Consider the following 18,359-nt stretch of genomic DNA (forward strand, 5'->3'; position numbering starts at 1 on the left):
AACTCTACCTCTCAGCATCATTCTCCCGCCGTTGGCCGACAAAGTCAGCGGGTGTTCATTGAAGGACGCTGTTCAATGGACCAATGCCTTCTTCTCAGCTTTTGATATTCCTTTAAACCTACGAGGTATTTTGCATGCCGAAAGCGTGTTTCGCTATTGGGTTCCACTCCTTCTTCAAGAGAACCCGCCTATTGAAACGACTGTTGCAATCGCCATCCTGGGTCGACTATTCGCGGATCTAAATATCTATAATAAAAACGAACTGGACAAAGGACTCTTTAGCCTGCGGCCACGCGTGGAATACGAGCCTTTGTTTGCCTTCCACGTCGACGCAATTCGCTGGATCGCCAAGGACGAATCACCCTGTCCGTTGTATCAGTTGTGGGGAAGAACATTTCACAAAGGCCTTCGCGAGATTCAGTCCACTACTTCAGAATTGGAAACTCTGCGGGGTTATGCAACATCTGCACGACTGTTCTTCGTCAAGTTCCCACATGATTCCGAATGTATTGATCCTTCTGGCCCCATCACATTTCAAGCGTTTGAAACACACGTTGATTGCTTCCATAAGGGTTATACCGCTAATCCTCCAAAAACGCGGCGAACGCGTGCAGTAAAGAAAATGGCAGACGAGCATTGTGATCGGTTAATTCGACTTTTCCACACGCATAAAGTGCGTGAGTCTAAACATAGTGGAGGCGGCCCCGCGCAGGACGAGCGATCACAATCATTGGATCAGTCTGTCGCCGTTGAACGTATTGACGACTACCCAACTCCCCGGCACGGCGACTTTCGAGAAGATGTGTCCCCGCTCACGGCTATAGTTGTAGTAGATCAGCTGGGAAACGAAGAACCAGCAAGCGCCATAGGGCAAAACGAACCAGAAGAGACCGTAAGCGATTGGGTTTCCTCGGCCGATCAAGCGCCGCTGCTTCGGCATCCTCCCTCCATTCCATATTCTTACAAGTCCCGCTACTACCTGTATCAATACGACTTCTTTTGGGACTCTAAAGTTCCAGCCCCTCACACCCTTGTAGAGCTTTATAAGACGGTTGAACACTTGAGCCCATTGGACCCGGCAAAGTACGGGGCCCTTTGTCTCATGCTGCTTGTGCCTTTATTCACAGGACGTGATGTGCGAGAACTCGAAGAAGCGGTGATTGCACCGTATCCGACGAAAGCAGAAAGCCGACTTCTGGATTTCCACGCTACCCTCTTCTTTGATGTGCGTGCGGAGTGGTTCTTTTTTCATCAGGATACGCTCCGCTCTTCGTTTCAGCCGCCGGAAGCAAGCGGATGGCTTGCATCGACGACATGGGTTCCATTTCCTCTTCCGCAGCCATTGCTCAATACATGGAGGACTTACTGTGCGTGGCTCCAAGATGTCGGTCAAACCACTCCCGGTTCTCCGATACTCCAGTATGTCGATGAAAAAGGACAGATCAAGACACTCAAGGCGAAGGATGTTCATGGATTGTTAATAAGAGCAGGGGTTGATGCACGTCTAATCCCAAGAGTATCAGATCTTTGCCGAGGCTTTCGCGGATGGCTCGTTCACGGGTTCGGAATGAATGATGTGATGGCTTACTTCATTAGTGGACAGCTAACCAGGGTGGGAGTCAAGCCCCGCTATACCCATTTGATGATTGACAACTTCCATGACGAATATCAAAGGTGTTGTAATGACCTACACAAGTATGTGTCTTCCCATCTTCCATTGTCCGGTTGGTGGAATAATCGCCCCGCCGTCGCTGGTCATATCCGAGATCAGGTGAGCGTCTATGGCATCGGCTCTCCGCTCGTATTAGGAGAAACCGTGCTACGAGAAGAAATTGAAAGGGTAGGCAACGCGGTCCACCGAACGTCATACCCCCGCAAACCCAATGAGGTAATTTCACATCATAACGCATCTGTAACCTATGCGGCTCTCGCCGCTCTAACGCTGGGAATTCGACCGAGAAATGATTTTGGCTTTTTGCAGAATGATTATCTCGCCGATTTCGTTTGCATTCCCATCATCGACAAATTGAGTTCGCTCTATATTGAAGACCGCTTAATGGGTTTTCCTCCCACCGTTAGGCATCTCTTTCGCGAACTTGCCACAGGAAGAGAGCGGCTCATCCATATGTTGAAGATGTATTTTGGATATCCTGCTGAGCAGGAGTTGGAGAGTGACAGGCTCTTTGTGTTCTTGATGGACAACGGAAGTATCAGGTCATTCAGTTTGCGTACGTTGAGGGAGCTCTTGACAGCCTTTGGTTCGCACCGCCTAGCCCAAGGGCCTCTAAACATGGGGCGGCATTACAATAGAAGCTGCAAAGTGCCCTTGTATGCCGACGATACGATTGATTTCCATATTGGCCATCAACGAGCTGGACGAGAGCCCTTCTGCGCTTTTAGTAGCGCGTTCATAGGGCAGGCGCTGAAACTGTTGCAAGATCATCACGAGGATCTTGTCACGCATCTTGGATTCAGAAAACTTCCGTATTTCCCACAGACAAAATGACTCCTAAGACCCTAGAAGAACTGGACAGCGTGATCAGGGCATTTGCCCAACAACTGGATCGTCTGGGGAAACGGGCCCCACAAACCGTTCTCACGGTGTGGTCATATCTACGGAATGTATTGGATAGATGCCAGATTAAAGATGATGGTCGGTATGACATCCCAGATCATTTACTAAACGACCTCATTAAGACTCTCGACAAACAATATTCCTCACGCGCTCATCAGTGGCAGGCCAAGCACACACTTAATCTCATTCTATTTAAGCTGACGAAGGAGTCCGTGCTGCACTCCAAATTTGTCAATGTACCGCACCAAGTACCTCGCACATTGGTCACCACTCTCGATGGGATTACTCCATCGATGCTGGCTGCTGCCTACCATTTGCGGCGCATCATGCAAAAGACAACTGCACCCGAGCCTTCTCAAGACTGGCGTTGGGGGATAGAGCTATGGAGTTACATGTGTTTTTACACATCAGTCGTGCTCGACAGCTTTGTCCTGCTGCCGAATGTCCGTAGTCGCCTATTACACCTTCGCAGAGAAGATTTGAAAGAACGCGGCTGGCTGAAGCTTCCGCAGCATGGACGACGCGAAGAGGTAGACCAAGGACTACGCTCGCTACTCAGGTTTCCGCTGACTCACTCGGGCACCCTTCATCTCGAGAACCTTCTACAGATACTCGACCTGCCGGCATCAGGAAGAATCTATAAGGATCCAGTCTTCACAGATGAGTGGCGGACTTCACGATGGCATAAGCGTATGCGCCTCTCGTGGATCGATTTCATGGCCGAACTCATGACCAACACTGCCTTTTCACCTTCCTTGTTCTCAATGGAGACATTAGTCCATGTAGCTACCGTAGTCGCTATGCTGGAGAACATGCCCCCGTTCGCCGTCGCTGTACACACTGGCCAAGTATCGATTTCCCCCATGACTGACGGTAGCTTCAATCGGCTGTTTCTGCTGAAGAGCTTGCGAGGTACCGAAACACTAGTACGCTGCCAGACACCAGTAAAGCCCCGACAGCGGGCATCTACCCATGGACCAGATGGCGAACTTTTTCAGCAAATTGAGCAAGCGCGTCATCGGCTTCACCGCGAGCAGGCTGATGCGAAGAAGGTCCGAGGATTGATTGCGGATAGAATCCTCCAGTTGGTTGAAGTGACCGAAACTGAACTGGTCGATCGGGCCGAGCAATTCACTGCACTTGGGTACAACGTTCGGTGTTATGGACTTTGGCTGATACGTCTGTTGAGAGGGAAAGACGACAACGGTACTGTTGCCACGCGCGCTTCCGCGATAGCAGCTGCCTTCTTCCCATATTTTGTCGGTTCGCCCTTTTGCCGGTGGAGCGAGTTGGATTGGATATCGAATCTCGCCTCGGCTATGGACGATCATGAGACGTCTCAAGCCACGGCTAGCTACCGGCGGTTTGTCGATTTTCTCGCAGAAGCTCGATTGACTCCGAAGCCCACTATCCCCTGGCAAGCCCAAGCGTTCAGAAAATCAGCCGTTCACTACCCAGTCCCATTGGTAAGCCCTCAAGAATTTGAGGCAGCTCTTGCAGCGAGTTCCTTACATTTCATACCTGCGGGAATTCGCTCCCTGCTCCGAGTAAAAATGATCCTGGGTTTCGATCTGGGACTACGCAGCATGGAAGCAACCAACTTGAAACTGCGGCATTTCATCAGGGAGCCGGAACCTGTGATCGAAATCAGGATCACTAAGACGGCTTCTGGTATCCGCAACCTCCACCTCTCAAAGCTCATGGTGGTTCACCACTTGGTTGAGATTTGGCAGTTCGTAGATCAACGTTACAGAGAAACGGGAGGTAACTTGGACGCCCCACTGCTTGCGACGGTGGAGCATCCAGAGCCATATGACAGCAGTTACTTGGCGTCGCTTGCTGGACTAATACTTCGGGAGGTTATCGCCGAAAATCTATGTTTTCACCACTTGCGGCATTCCTTCGCCAGCTGGTTTCTCCTGCGTTGGCTTAAGGCTGTAAGACCAGACTTATTTAATGGAGTGAATATCCCCATATTCGAGCAACAGATATTTGAAGAGCCACTCCTCAGCGCCCTCCGTCAACTTTTGTTCGGCTTACGGGAACCAAAGATCGGGGAAGTTGCCTTCTCTCATGGGTTGGTCGCTCTATGCCGGCTGCTGGGGCATAGCAGCCCAGCAACTACACTTTCCTCATACTGCCATACAGTCGATGTCCTCTCTAATCTGATTTTAGCGGGAAGGCGGAACTAGTCACATTACATGACATGCAAATTCTGGTTTGCAAGCGCGCACACAGTTTCGCTTGTATTTACGTGTAAAGCATTGCTTCAGAATTTTCTCGGTCACGTAGTGACACGGCGAGGTAACCGATCTTCCTGTCAGCACCTTCCCCCTACACAGCCAGGAAACTATTGGGTGAAGCCTCCAGACGGCACGCGAGAAGTGATGGTCACTGTAGAGCTGAGGGGCAATGAGCTGATGGTGTGATGGCCCAACTGCGTATTTTGCTCCAAATGAGCCACTCTGCGTTTGTGGCCAGAAACGTTTAAAGCGAGTCTGTTATGACGACACCGCCACGGGTATTTACAGATCGGATGATTGAGAGACATAGCGACCCACTCTATGTATCCATCGTCTCCCGTGTACCTGAGACCGGTCCTTCAGGGCGGCTCGGGCGGACAAAGCCTGGGCATCTCATTAGATCAAACGTCAATTCTCCGCATGCGCTCCACTTTCGCGAAGCATCGTGAGATGCGAGCTCTTTTTAGGCTTAAGGGACAATACGCGTCGTGTTCTGCCAGAAGACAACTGCGCTTGCCTACGATAGTGACCAGCTTTTGGCAGGAATCTCGACTCGCATCGTGAAACTCGACTGATCCTCAGGCCCGCAGGGGCCCACCGTCTTGCAGAAGCAGAACGGCCTTGGCCGCTGATCGTTCGACAACGGGCGACACGTGAGGAATGTCATTCCGGCCGGATAGGGCCCACGCACTGCAAGACACCACAATGGGCACCACCCGCCATCGACGGCTCAGTCCACCTATCGCCCACGGCGAACGCTGCGGCAAATGGCGAAACGGATCGTTGAAGCTGACGCGTTTCTTGAAGGCCGGTAGTCGGTCGTTGGCCGCATATGAGGGACACCGTGGTTATCCACGCTGTGGCCCTTGAGATGAGGCGGAAGCTCTAAGTTTCAGTCGTATCGCGTGGAGCAAGGAGGAAGGATATAGGCTCACCTGACGCCGTGACGTGGTGAACACAACGGAAATGCGAGGGAGGCTGTTTATTCCGATGCCACCTTCGAAACAGCAGGATGAAGCCCAGCACTAAGACTACGAGCGCACCCAGATAAAGGATACCTACCATTCCGCAGACCGCCTTTGTTTGTCCTGCTTAGATCTCAAGATCGATGAAGGACGCCGTGGTCCTGGCAGATACTCTAATCCGAGAAATGTTTCCTGCGGCAGAGGATACGGCTTGGCCAGCGCTGTAGAGATCACCGAACGCGGCTTTCCCCATATTGAAGATAGCGGGCTGGTGCTCACCTTTACGTAGTACATAAGGTCCCTCCTTAGCTATCCCGTTGCTAAAGCTACACGAGGTTAGGCCTCAATAGAAAGTAGTACGGATATAGGCTCACCTGACGCAGTTACGTGGTGAACACAACGAAAATGCGAGGGAGGCCGCGTGCTCCGTTCCCGCCCGCCATACAGGACGAAGCCTAGAACCAGGGCTGCCAATCCACCGAGATAAAGATAAATAATGTCTGCCATCACGGCCTCCTGTCTCTTGTGGAGAGTAGCTTAGAGGCGGTGGTGAATGCACTTACCGAATAGAACACCCAGCTCATCGGCCGCCTTCTATTCGCCAGCCGCGCCCATACGAATTCTTTGGACTTCCGGGATCGAGCGGGTTGCCAGCGCCGAGCGGATTCTTGAGTGAATCTGGTGAAAGGGAGCTCCCATAGCGTCCAAGCGGATTACTGACCGAGTCGGGGTCCAGTGGATTCGTGCTGAGTTTACCGCGGTAGTTCCCTTCCTGGTCATAGAGGCGAGGAGCATCAATGGCAAGCGGATTCGTAGCGGAGAACGGACTGACGGGACTGCCGTACAGGCCAATCGAGTTCCTGGGACTTGTGGGACTCAGGGCACCATAGGCCCCGATGTCATTAAAGATGGAATCAGGGTTCAGCTCATTCTCGCTGAGGTCGCCAAGATATTCGGCCTGGACAGTGAGTGGGAACAACAGGAGAAGAGCGAGAAGGGCGAGAAGGACGACTTGCATGAGAGTACCTCCGTGGCTCTGAGGCATTATCCTCCGGTCCAATCCAGATGGGAATCAAACACTGATGGACTTTGGAGTGATCGAACCTACGACCTACTACAATACAAGGTTGAGCTACTACTCAAGCTCCCTCTCAAGGTATTTCTCAATACGCTTATTGGTCCAATTCGTCGCAGCCAAAAGTACGAAGCCATCCAATATGTATTTGGCGATGTCTTCACAGACGATCGGAACATCCTGACCATCCTGGTCCTCGTTTTCGACGCTCCAATCGGTGCCATCGTCGGTCTGCAGCCAAATAGCCTGCTTTGTTGCCGAATCAAGTCCTACCAGTTCACCCAGGATGAGGGATTCGATGGTGTCCAAATAGGCATCCCACATCACCGACTCCTGACCCTGAACTTGAACACATATTTCGTCCCAGATGTTCTTGAGGGGCGTGTCATCACCCGACTGCATTCCGTCAGTCATCTTTGTCAGAGAGCGAATCACCTTTCGAGAAAGAGTCTCGCATTCACTCCTTGCTAGATCGGCGATGATATTGTCCCGATAGTTCATACTCTTGGTACTTAGTGTGCCTCTCTACACGGGGAGATGGGGAATCGGACAGGCATGTGGACCTCGTAGGGAGAGCGATTCACGCATCTTACCCCAGGTGCTCCAAGACCAATTGAGCGGCATCCTCCAGAGCGAGTGAGAGCAAGGATTCGGGTGTCACCTCAGCCTCTTCCAGCACCCAAATAGCTTTCTGCATGGTCCCAGGGCTGCGAGCCCAATCGCTCAGAGCCATCATACCATCATCCCAACTCGACACATCTTCATCTAGTGCAAATCGCGCAAGAGAGATCACGGAAATCTCGTTACCCAGTGGGTGCTCACGGGCACTCTCCAGCAGAACACGCGCAGCTGCGTTTAGCGGGTGCTTGTCTAGGTCACGGATCTTGTCCATCCATTTTTGGCGACTCTGTTCATGTAGTTGAGACAATTCGGCTTTAGACAGTTCAACGAGGAGCAAGGCTCCATCGGGCAATTTTCGATACGCCCACTTCCCAGGTTGATCTGGAAAGTAGTCAATTACCAACTCTCCGGGAAGCTCGACCATGAATGCCTCCGTCATAACTGCAAGTGCCATGAATCGCGTGAATGCCTTGGGTGGTTGTCCGATAACATCCAACAGGGCAGCGTCGGCGGAACCCAAGAAAGACGCCAATTAAACACCAAAAGGTTCCATGCGGTGCCTTGCCCCTGAAATGGGCCTGCGTTGTATGTGACGGAGTATTGCACAGGAAAGCAACGGTAGGGGCGAATCGAGAAAGGCATAGGGGCCTCACAGGATGGCGCATTCTAGGAGGGATACAAACGATGGCGCAAGGGCCGAAAGGGGAATTGGTTGTATTTACGCTACGCCGTCACGATCGGCAACGCACCCCAATCCGTCGTATAGGCCGGCGAACGGTGCTGAAATTGCGTCTTCCAGGCTTTGCCAATACCGCTGGACGCATAGTGGAGAGTGTCTGCACCCCAGCGAGTATTGATCGCATCGAGCGCGGACATCAGCCGCTTGGACTTTCCCCTGTCTTGATAGTCGAACAGGTCGGCCTGTGCCTGACTGGCAGGGACCAGGCCTGTGAGGATCACCCCGGCTTTCTTGTAGCGATACCCCTCTCGATAGATCGTGCGGATTCCCTGCAGCGCCGACCTGATGAGGTCCGACGTGGAATCAGTTGCAACGGCCAGCTTCAGCGTCAGCACGTTGCTGTATTGCGGCCCTTCTTTGAATTCGTTCGTCGTGAGACACACCGTTAGCACCGTCGCGGCCAGTCGTTCGCGCCTCAACTTCTCCGCCACACGCGACGTATAGGACGAGACGGCCTCTTCCATGTCGGCCAGGGTACTGATGAGCTGTCCAAACGCCCGCGAGCACGTCAGGCTCTGCTTCGGGGCGGGGCACTCTTCCAGGTCTAAGCAGGAGATTCCACGTAACTCCATCACCAACCGAAGGCCCACGATGCCCAGATGCTTCCTGATCCATTGGTCATCAGCCTCGCGCAGCTGGAGCGCCGTCATGATGCCATGCTGATTCAGAAGCCTGGTGAGGTTTCGCCCGATCCCCCAGACATCTTCAACAGGTACTCGGCCTAGTAAGGCGTCTCGGTCCGGACAGGCCAAGAGGTCGAACACCCCGTTCGTATCCGGTGTGCGTTTCGCCACACGGTTGGCAATCTTGGCAAGGGTCTTCGTCTCTGCGATGCCGACTGAAACAGGGAGACCAGTCCAGCGTTTCACGGTGCTGCGAATGGTACGGCCATACTCAGTCAGGTTTCGTGAGGTAAAGCCCGACAGGCTCAAGAACGCTTCATCGATCGAGTAGATTTCGAGATCCGGGCAGAACTGCTCTAAAGTCTCCATGACCCGCTGCGACATATCGCCGTACAGCATGTAGTTCGAGGAGAACACCTGCACCTGATGAGCTCGGAGAACCGGGCGAATCTGAAACTCTGGAACGCCCATCGCAATGCCCAGCGCCTTGGCTTCATTCGACCGAGCCACCACACAGCCGTCATTGTTGGACAAGACGACAATGGGCTTGCCCTCTAGCCTCGGATTAAACACCCGCTCGCAGGAGGCATAGAAGTTATTGCAATCAACCAGGGCAAAGATGGGAGGCATGGGACCGCTTAGAGTGCGTGAATGACGTTGGTGACGACGCCCCAAATCTCAAAGGATTGGTGGGCCTGAATCTCGATGGGCTGATAGCTCTTGTTGGCTGGAAGGAGACGGAGGGTGTGATCCCGCCTGTAGAGACGTTTGACCGTTAACTCTCCGTCCAGCGCCGCCACGATCACGTTGCCGTCAACGGCTTCCAGGGAACGATCCACGATCAGAATGTCACTCGAATGAATCCCGGCCTCCAGCATCGAGTCACCCGTCACGCGTACGAAGAATGTGGCGGCCGGGTGCTTAATGAGGTGCCGATTCAGATCGAGCTTCCCCTCGATATAGTCATCAGCCGGAGAGGGAAAACCTGCCGGCAGGCGACCAAGAAAGACTGGGAGCGCATAGCGCGTCGAGAGATCAGGGGAGTAGACGGCATCCACATTCATCGGCATCGAAACCCTCACCAGATTGACCGCGCCTAGTGTAGTCCTAAACCGAGACAGGCTCAAGGCAGTCCGGGACATCATGTCGCGGGTTATTGACGAGCGTACTGACCGGATAGGCCATGAGATCCTCACTCGGATAGGGACGAAGCAGAGATTTCAGATTTTCTGTGTCATGGACGGTGGGGTCGAGCCACTGGTCGTAGGCCGAGGGTGCCAGAATGACCGGCATCCGATTGTGGATTGGTTGCAGCAACTTGTTTGGTTCCGTCGTGAGGATCGTACACGATTCGATGTCTGCGCCTTCCGGGGGGTGCCACCGTTCCCACAAGCCGGCAAAGGCAAGCGGACGGTGACTCTTCAATCCGATCCACATTGGCTGCTTCCTCAGGCCCTGAACCTGCCACTCATAGAACCCTGTCGCAATCACAAGACAGCGTCGAGTCTTGAACGCGGCACGAAAGGAGGGTTTCTCCGCCACGGTTTCCGCTTTGGCATTAATGCACTGATTCCCGATCTTGGGGTCTTTGGCCCAGGATGGGATAAGCCCCCAGCGTAACAGCACCAGCTGACGGGTCATCGTACCTGGCTCGATCCGTATCGCGGCCACCGGTTGTGAGGGAGCAATGTTGTACCGGGCAGTGAATAGCGGAGGGACTGTGACGCCAAACTGTTGGGCGATCACCGCTGGCGAGGCCGTTTGGGTAAAGCGTCCGCACATCATGAGCCTCGTAGGAACGTAGATTCTAGGCAAGTTAGGGAACTAAGTCCAAAACGCTGGATGGGCAATGACCGGACGGTCATTGCATAGAACGTCAGGCTATCCACAAACCCTTAAGGATTGCCTATCTCTAAACTCTTGAAGTTTGAGCCCCGTGAGATTGGCAATTCGATTTCCTCAAAATGGACGATAAAAGGCCATTTTGCGGCCGTCGGCATCCGGCCACTTTGCGACAGTCGCTACGGCAATCTCCGCGCCGGAAAGCTGCCGTTCATGAGAGATTGTGCTGGCTTAGCGGTAAGCCAGCCTGGATTGGGTATGAGTCTGCTGGGGGAGGGTCGTAAAACAGTTATCTAACACGGGTGTCGGTGTCCACAAAACCTGCCCACATGTCTTCCCGCAAGTTCTCGAACTCATGTGACCAAGAACTCGACTTCCACCGTCCAGAAATCAGATAATTGAAGGACTGATCCTGAACCTCGGTACATGCGGGTTAGGAGGTTCCTCCGATCTACACTCCGACATCCTAGGCCCACAAGGAGCCACGACTTAGGATAGTGAGCTCGCGGATGAAGAGGACGCTTAATCCTGTTCGAGCACCTGAATGATTGGGCATCCCTCTACAGGTTGTTTCCTGTCGCACTGCTGAACCAGACCGGCTAACGCTTTCCGCATCGCCGCGAGGCCCGTCAGTTTCTGGTCAATCAATCGCATCTTGTGGGCAGCCAGGGTCCGAGTCTTCGCACAGGCACGGGCTTCCTCCAGCTGTAGCAGTTCGGCGATTTCCTCCAACGTGAACCCAAGCGCCTGCGCCCGCTTAATGAAGCGGATGTGTTTCACGCTGTCCGCCGGATACCGCCGATAGCCCATGTGCGGCTTGTCCGGCTCGGCCAGGAGCCCTCGTCTCTGGTAATAACGGATCGTCTCGACATTCACCCCAGCCAGCTTCGCCACTCGGCCTATCGTTAATTCTGAAGCCATGAAGATTTCCCTTGATTCCGTACCGTAGTACGGAGTTTAGACTGGAATCAATGGGCAAGAGTTGGAGATACAGGCCGTGTCTTCATAGAGTGGAAAGGGACCGCCGAGTTGGATCGTGCTGGCCGCCATGGCCCAGTGGTCTGCTGTGTCCGGCCGTTTGTACTGTGGGTTCTGAATGAAAATAGGTGGAGCAGAGACATATAGATATGTCGTCCAGATCGGAGAAAGAGAACCCTTGGTCTAAAGCGAAAAATGGTCACGGCGCCTTGGGTATCGGCGGCCTCGCGGCGGTCCTCGCCTCGATCTGCTGTCTCGGCCCGCTCGTGTTGGTGACGATTGGCGTCAGCGGCGCGTGGATCAGCAATCTGACGATGCTCGAACCGTATCGTCCGATCTTAATCGGCGCAGCACTCGTGGCGCTCTTCTTCGCCTACTGGCGCATCTTCCGGCCCTCCGAAGCCTGCAAGCCGGGGGAGGTCTGTGCCGTGCCGCAAGTCAAGACGGCGTACAAGCTCATCTTTGGGATCGTGGCCGCACTGACGGGGCTCGCGCTGGCGTTCCCCTACCTTCTGCCGCTGTTGTACTGAAAGGAACACGTCATGAACAAGCGCATCACTGTATTGGCCCTCTTGGCCGCCTTGAGCGCGCCCGCCTGGGCCGCCACGCAAACGGTTACCCTGTCGGTGCTCGGCATGAAATGCGCGACCTGCTCGATTACGCTGAAGAAAGCGCTGAACAAGGTCGAAGGCGTCGAGAACATCGAGGTCAACTTGGAGAAGAAGGAAGCCCTGGTCACCTTCGATGACGCCAAGACCACGGTCGAGGCGCTGCTGGACGCGACCAAGAACGCGGGCTACCCTTCTACCGTTCATCCCTAACAGGTGCAATGGACGCGAAAACCAATAGTCACGAGACGCCATCATGGTTGGGCCGAACGCTCATGACGGTCGGCATCAGCGGCGCCGCGTTTGCCGCACTCTGCTGCGTGGCGCCGTTTATGGTCGCCGGTCTGGTCACCGCGCTTGGCCTTGGGTTCATTCTCGATGATTCCATATTGATCGGTCTTCTTATTGTGTTCATCGGCGTGGCCGCGCTGGGCTACTACTTCGTGCGGCGCCAGACGTGCGTGTGACCTGAAGAAAATTCCCGGACAACCAACCCAGGAGGGAAAATCATGGCGAAGACATTTGACCTGGTAATTCTCGGATCCGGCTCGACGGCGTTTGCGGCGGCGCTTCGCGCGGCAGAACGCGGAAAAACGGCAGCCATGACCGAGGTGCGAACGCTCGGTGGCACGTGTGTCAATCGTGGCTGCTTGCCCTCAAAGAACCTCATCGAAGCCGCAAAAACCCTCTACGAGTCGAAGCATCCGCGCTACCCAGGGCTCTCTCCTGCCTCGATGGGCCTGGACTTCCGTGCTCTGATCGAGCAGAAGGATGCCGTGATTGAAGACTACCGGGGAAAGAAGTATGAGAGCATTATCTCCAATTCTGAAAGCATCCGCGTTTTTGAAGGAGCAGCTCGCTTCAGTGGCCAGAACGAGGTGACAGTGAACGGGCAGGTGCTCTCAGCGCCTCGGTTCCTTGTCGCGACGGGAAGCGCGCCCACCGTGCCAGAGGTTCCAGGGCTTCGTGACACGCCGTATCTCACCAGCGACCTGCTCACCAGTCACGAAGACATCGAGATCACAGAGCTTCCGGCGTCGCTCATCATACTCGGTGGCGGTTACATCGCGCTTGAGCTGGGCCAGATGTTTTCGCGCTTCGGCACCCGCGTCACGATTCTGGCACGCGGAGAGCGAATTCTTTCGGCCTACGAGCCGGAGATTGCACAATCAGTGGCAGACGTATTTCGTGAGGAGGGCATTGCCATCCAGACGAACACCACGGTGAGCCGGGTGCAGGGCGATGAACGCCAAGTCGTCGTCACGCTCCAGGTGGACGGGCGGCAGAAGGAACTGAAAGCGGCGAAGCTCCTTGTGGCCACGGGGCGCACACCGAATACAGAACACCTGGGGCTTGACCTTCCAGGAGTCGATCTGGATGAACGTGGTTTCGTGAAGGTCAATGAGGAGCTTCGCACCTCTGCCGAGCACGTGTATGCCGCCGGAGATGTCATTGGTTCCAACACAGGAAGCCAGATGGCGACTCCTGTGGGGGCGCAGGACGGTGGGATTGCCGCCGAGAATGCGCTCAACGGCAAAGGGGGCCATAAGGTAAACCACGCCGTGATTCCGCGAGCGATTTTTACCGACCCGCAGGTGGGCGTCGTCGGACTGTCGGACGAGGAGGCCAATGCGCGCGGGTACGCGTGCGATTGTCGGGTTATTCCTATGTCTCTCGTTCCCAGAGCTGGGGCGGTCCGGGAGACCAGAGGGGTTCTGAAGATGGTGGCGGACCGGACAACGAAGAAGGTGCTGGGGGTGTCAATGCACGGAATGAACGCGGCAGAGGTGATTCATGAGGCGGCAATGGGGCTTCATTTTGGTGCGAGTATCGACGACTTCGCCCACATGCTGCACGTCTATCCAACCATGTCCGAGGCGCTTAAAATCGCCGCGTTGTCGTACACAAAAGACGTGTCGAAAATGAGCTGCTGTGCAGACTAGCGTCACGCCGATATGAGCTAACAAGCCTAGAGGGTCAGAAAAAGTCGTCGGCTCTGGTTAAGCACTGTCTCAGTATGGGGCCATACGTCACCCCGATTACAGTTGCGGACCAGTGGCGGCTACTACCGCGCTTCCCTTAAAGTACATGGGTTAGAAATTCATTGGATTGAAAAATTTACTGCTCTAGTAGGCTTCCTTTCACTTACGCGACCCAATACTTTGCTCTCACCAGAGCTGCCAGAAACGCCGACAGCACTGCTCCGAACACAGTGATCGTGAGACCCATGTCGCCAATCGGCAGAGCGACCGCAGTCAATCGACTTTATTGAGACCAAACATTTGTGAAACAGATTTCTATGTCAACGACCGTTCACCATCGTGTGGATCTTGACGGATGAAAGCACGGACAATACCATGGTATCTGTCCTCCCGCCTCCTCGGAAGACCATGCACTATTAAGTGGCTGGTGGTTTCGGCTGCGACCGACCAACAAACACAGTAATCCCCAAATACACCCCGGACAAGCTGAACAGGAACCCAGCGACGCAGAACACCAGGAGTAAGATCTTCCGTTGGCGGTCGTGCTCCAAAAGAAACGGGATATCCCAACTATGCAGACCATGGAATAGCCATCGATACACTCTCCTGCTGTGATCCATGAGCTCCATCAACTGGCCTGTCTTCATATCGATGTGAAGCCAGGTCTGTGCCGGATTGTCTAAAACAACTCGCAAACCAGGAAGCGGCCGAGGATTGTGGGTCGTGCTGTAGTAATACATGTCGCCGTAGGTGATTTCGCTCCTCTTAATTTCATGAGCTGGGAACACGGCCTTCGCCGCTTGACGAAGAGCCTGGAGACCAAATTCCAGAAACGGCGCGTGCGCCGTGACAGCGCTCATCACCACTTGCTGCTCAGGATCTGAGCGGAACACATAGTAGCTCACTCCCCCAACCTTGCTAACCAGGATCTCTTTAACGGCATCACCGAGCTGGGCCTGCCGCATGGCGTCTCGTAACGGAACGGCAATATCTTCAGGCACCAACGTTCCACCCATGAAGCGTTGACGCTGATCTACCGTTGGCTCGGGGATCGAGAACCAGCGCCCATGATCCATCGAGAACATGCCGCTCAAGAGCCACGTACAGACCACAGATCCAATGGCCACGCCAAAAAGATGATGCCATCGCTTGATCCCCGAAAAGGGGCTGCTATGGCCTTGCCGTCTCCAGTGATGAAGATGCTGAAGACCGAGCACAAACCCGGTGGCGGCAGTGACCACGCCAGCCGCAGCCAGCCACCAGACCGTCTGATCCCACGCAGCCCAATGCCGACGTAGCACCGGCACATAGAGCCAGTGGATGACAGCACCTACCGTATTCCACCTTCGCTCGAACACCGTCGTCTCCATCACCACTTCCCCGGTTTTGGAAGAGACGTATACCTCATGCCCATCCGCATCGTGTAATGGGACTTTCCACAAGGGCCGATAGGGGTCGAAACGCTGTTGGACCGTCCATTGATCGTCCTGCAGCGCCTCCGCCGCGATCTCGCCTTCGAACGGCACACCTTGTTGTGCAATACGTAAGGCATCGCTGTGTGTGATCCCTGACATGGGTTCTCCGCGATCCGCCCACAGACTCGTCAGCGTACCGTCCAGAAAATGGATGACGTAGACCGGACGCCCGGCAGCCATCAGCAGACGCACCCGCTCGACCCCTTGGGGCAGCCCAACCTGATTCCAGACCGACTCCAGCGGCACACAGCAGTACTCCAACTGGAGTGGCTCAAGCCATCGGAATCGCTCCGCCTCGGTCAGGCTCGGATAGGGCACAAAGAGCAACACCGCGCCCGATCCGAACCAGAGCATGACGAGCAGACCGATCCCCACTCCCAACACACGGTGGATTCCTGTCAGTCCGGCACTCACCCAACGCATCCCTGCACCCCTGTCAGAATCGCGCCATCAGGCTCAATTCAACCGTCCGTGGCGCCCCGATGATGACTTCGCTGGGATAGAAATTATCGCCCCAACTCGCATACGTTTTATCGAACAAGTTGCGCCCGCGCAGCGTGAACCACAGATTCTTGTATGGCACCGTCATCCAGGCATCGACCGTCATATACGCATGCATCCGTATGGCATTCGCCGCATCGTTGTAGCGATCTCCCACATAGCGCAGCGCCGCGCCGAGATCGACCGGCACCGCCGTTGGGAGCCGATAGATCGACCAGAGGTTGGCCATCGCCTGCGGCACATTGAACGGGCGATTGCCGTTCCGGGAGACCACACTGCCTCCGGACAGTTCGGCAAAGTCGTCAAATTTGGCGGACAGAAAGGTCAGATTTCCCTGTACTCGCCACGCTTCGGTGGGACGCACCCCCATGGACAGCTCGACACCTTTAGACGACTGCCGACCGACGTTGACCGCTTCCGTCAGCGAGGTTTGCGTCAGAATGTTTTTCCGGAAGATATCAAAGTACGCAACTGTCCACTCGGCCCGTTTGTTCCAGAAGTCCCCTTTGGCGCCCACCTCCCACTGCGCCCCGGTCGCGAGTGCAAAACTTTCCTGACGTGTCACGAGGAAAATATTGCTGGCAGCCGGATCAGCCGCCGTCGCGTATTGCCCATAGAGCGTGACCTGCGGCAGCACGTCATAGACAAGGCCTGCGCGCCAGGTGGTGGGATTGAAGTTCCGCGAGAAACTGCTCGACGTATCGAGGACGCCGGCGGTGTCGAACAACTCCCGAGTCAAATCGATACGATCATGTCGAAATCCGGCGATCAGCTTGAGCTGATCGGTCAGGCTAAGCTGATCCTCGGCAAACAGCGCGGTCGTGGTGACCATTGCCTTCTGCGTTGCTGCCGCGATCGGCCCGAACAGTCCGGCGACAGGGGCAAACGGGTCCACGCTCCCACCTGCCCCATTAAAAAAACTAGGCCTCGTGAAGTCGAGACGACTAAAGTCCAATCCCGTCACAAAACGATTCTTCAACGACGCGACGGGCTGGTTGACCTGAAACTCGAGTCGGTCGCCGATGATAGTCTGATCATGCGCCACATAGAATCGATCACGATCAATAAGCTGCGTCCCAGTGTTAAATGTGTAGGTTTCAGCATTTTGCCAATGTCGCCTCGCCGTGTAGTAATAGGCTTGGTTCCGCACTTCGATCAGATCGGTCGGCTTCCAAGTCGTTTTGAGCTTCGTCCACGTGGTCAGCGCACTCATGTCGCTGTCCTGTGTGTTGTAGTTTTGCCGCAGCATCCGCCTATCGACAGTGCGCCCATCGAGCGTGCTTACGACTCCGTTGACCCCTTGGGTGGCAAACGACGAGGGCACCAGCGGCGTGCCAAAGTAGGGCTTGCTGCGATCGAACCCGAGATCGAAGGACGCTTCAACGCTGAGACGAGAGGTCACGTCATAGAGGAGGGCGCTGGTCCCATTCCAATAGGTATAGGGTGCCCGCTGCACGCCCAGAAAGTTGTCGGAGTTCTGATAACTCAGGTCCACTCGATAATGCAGCTTATCGGTCCCGAGCGTCCCTCCGCTGCCCACGCCGGCCCTAGTTGTATTGAAGCTGCCATACGAGAGAAAGGTCTCCGTTCCCTGTAACTCACGGACCGGTCGCTTGGTCACGAAGTTGATCGCGCCGGCAATCGCCCCTTCCCCATAGAGCACCGACGCGGGCCCCTTCAGGATCTCGATGCGATCAAGATTCCACGTGTCACGCGGGCGCGAGGTCATATTGGCCGGGCCGGTCATCAGTCCATCGTTCAGCAGTCGAATCTGGTTATTCGTGAACCCCCGCATGGAAAAGTTCGCGGGGTCTCCAGGTGCGTCGCCTACCGTCACTCCCGTCGCGCCTTCGATCGCTTCGGAGATCGACCGAAACCCGCGCTCCTGAATAGTCTGTTGACCGATCACCTCAATACTGGCGGGAATCTCACGTAGCGTCAGACCCAAGCGGCTGGACGTCATACTTAGACTGTCGAGATTGAGCGTCCCCGTCCCCTGGCGCTCGACTGGCTGTCCAATCACCGTCACTTCCTGCACTTCCACGGGATCCCCTTCACCTTCCTTGGCAAAAAGATTGAGGGGCATGAGACACAACACAATTCCTGAGGCCATGACAAGACGGCGAAGCATA

The 18,359-nt window shown here is 54.9% G+C and carries 15 protein-coding genes; 6 read left to right on the plus strand and 9 right to left on the minus strand.

The window, feature by feature from the left end; all coding sequences use genetic code 11:
* The first annotated feature begins 31 nt into the window (after nucleotides 1–31).
* Both NSND_RS12005 and NSND_RS12010 read left to right on the plus strand, forming a co-directional pair.
* Entirely contained in the window at nucleotides 32–2,506 is a 2,475-nt protein-coding gene (locus NSND_RS12005) for a hypothetical protein (protein WP_143833533.1), read from the plus strand.
* Nucleotides 2,503–4,767: a site-specific integrase gene (locus tag NSND_RS12010; protein WP_080879231.1), complete on the plus strand. Its 2,265-nt coding sequence runs from the start codon at nucleotides 2,503–2,505 to the stop codon at nucleotides 4,765–4,767. The genes NSND_RS12005 and NSND_RS12010 overlap by 4 nt, the downstream gene beginning before the upstream one ends.
* A gap of 1,596 nt (nucleotides 4,768–6,363) precedes the next feature.
* Here the strand turns inward: NSND_RS12010 and NSND_RS12015 are convergent.
* The 7 genes from NSND_RS12015 to merR form a co-directional block, all read right to left on the minus strand.
* Entirely contained in the window at nucleotides 6,364–6,801 is a 438-nt protein-coding gene (locus NSND_RS12015) for a hypothetical protein (RefSeq protein WP_200810523.1), read from the minus strand.
* A 117-nt stretch (nucleotides 6,802–6,918) separates the two neighbouring features.
* Nucleotides 6,919–7,359, minus strand: coding sequence for a hypothetical protein (locus NSND_RS12020; protein ID WP_080879233.1), 441 nt, complete (start codon nucleotides 7,357–7,359; stop codon nucleotides 6,919–6,921).
* Nucleotides 7,360–7,447: 88 nt separating this feature from the next.
* On the minus strand, nucleotides 7,448–7,903 hold the full coding sequence (locus tag NSND_RS12025) for a hypothetical protein (protein ID WP_143833534.1): 456 nt from the start codon (nucleotides 7,901–7,903) through the stop codon (nucleotides 7,448–7,450).
* A 299-nt stretch (nucleotides 7,904–8,202) separates the two neighbouring features.
* Complete coding sequence (locus NSND_RS12030; RefSeq protein ID WP_080879235.1) at nucleotides 8,203–9,471, minus strand: Y-family DNA polymerase; 1,269 nt, start codon at nucleotides 9,469–9,471, stop codon at nucleotides 8,203–8,205.
* Between the two features lie 8 nt (nucleotides 9,472–9,479).
* Nucleotides 9,480–9,911, minus strand: a complete 432-nt coding sequence (locus NSND_RS12035) for a LexA family protein (RefSeq protein ID WP_080879236.1) — start codon at nucleotides 9,909–9,911, stop codon at nucleotides 9,480–9,482.
* Between the two features lie 37 nt (nucleotides 9,912–9,948).
* Nucleotides 9,949–10,623: an SOS response-associated peptidase gene (locus tag NSND_RS12040; RefSeq protein ID WP_080879237.1), complete on the minus strand. Its 675-nt coding sequence runs from the start codon at nucleotides 10,621–10,623 to the stop codon at nucleotides 9,949–9,951.
* Nucleotides 10,624–11,205: 582 nt separating this feature from the next.
* On the minus strand, nucleotides 11,206–11,604 hold the full coding sequence (gene merR / locus NSND_RS12045; protein ID WP_080879238.1) for an Hg(II)-responsive transcriptional regulator: 399 nt from the start codon (nucleotides 11,602–11,604) through the stop codon (nucleotides 11,206–11,208).
* 206 nt (nucleotides 11,605–11,810) lie between these two features.
* Here merR and merT point away from each other — a divergent pair, with 206 nt between their 5' ends.
* The 4 genes from merT to merA are packed head-to-tail and all read left to right on the plus strand — an operon-like array spanning nucleotide 11,811 to nucleotide 14,212.
* Nucleotides 11,811–12,191 (plus strand): mercuric ion transporter MerT, encoded by a 381-nt coding sequence (merT, locus tag NSND_RS12050; RefSeq protein WP_080879239.1) that lies wholly within the window; start codon nucleotides 11,811–11,813, stop codon nucleotides 12,189–12,191.
* Between the two features lie 12 nt (nucleotides 12,192–12,203).
* Nucleotides 12,204–12,482: a mercury resistance system periplasmic binding protein MerP gene (merP, locus tag NSND_RS12055; RefSeq protein ID WP_080879240.1), complete on the plus strand. Its 279-nt coding sequence runs from the start codon at nucleotides 12,204–12,206 to the stop codon at nucleotides 12,480–12,482.
* Between the two features lie 8 nt (nucleotides 12,483–12,490).
* On the plus strand, nucleotides 12,491–12,736 hold the full coding sequence (locus NSND_RS12060; protein ID WP_143833535.1) for a hypothetical protein: 246 nt from the start codon (nucleotides 12,491–12,493) through the stop codon (nucleotides 12,734–12,736).
* A gap of 42 nt (nucleotides 12,737–12,778) precedes the next feature.
* The gene (gene merA, locus NSND_RS12065) at nucleotides 12,779–14,212 is read left to right on the plus strand and encodes a mercury(II) reductase (RefSeq protein WP_080879242.1); all 1,434 of its coding nucleotides are present in this window, start codon (nucleotides 12,779–12,781) and stop codon (nucleotides 14,210–14,212) included.
* A 455-nt stretch (nucleotides 14,213–14,667) separates the two neighbouring features.
* Here the strand turns inward: merA and NSND_RS12070 are convergent, their stop codons facing one another.
* Together NSND_RS12070 and NSND_RS12075 are read right to left on the minus strand one after the other, a co-directional pair.
* Complete coding sequence (locus tag NSND_RS12070) at nucleotides 14,668–16,149, minus strand: hypothetical protein (RefSeq protein WP_080879243.1); 1,482 nt, start codon at nucleotides 16,147–16,149, stop codon at nucleotides 14,668–14,670.
* Nucleotides 16,150–16,162: 13 nt separating this feature from the next.
* Complete coding sequence (locus NSND_RS12075; RefSeq protein ID WP_080879244.1) at nucleotides 16,163–18,358, minus strand: TonB-dependent receptor; 2,196 nt, start codon at nucleotides 18,356–18,358, stop codon at nucleotides 16,163–16,165.
* Nucleotide 18,359 lies beyond the last annotated feature (1 nt).

The sequence above is a fragment of the Nitrospira sp. ND1 genome (assembly GCF_900170025.1).
Lineage (GTDB): Bacteria > Nitrospirota > Nitrospiria > Nitrospirales > Nitrospiraceae > Nitrospira_A.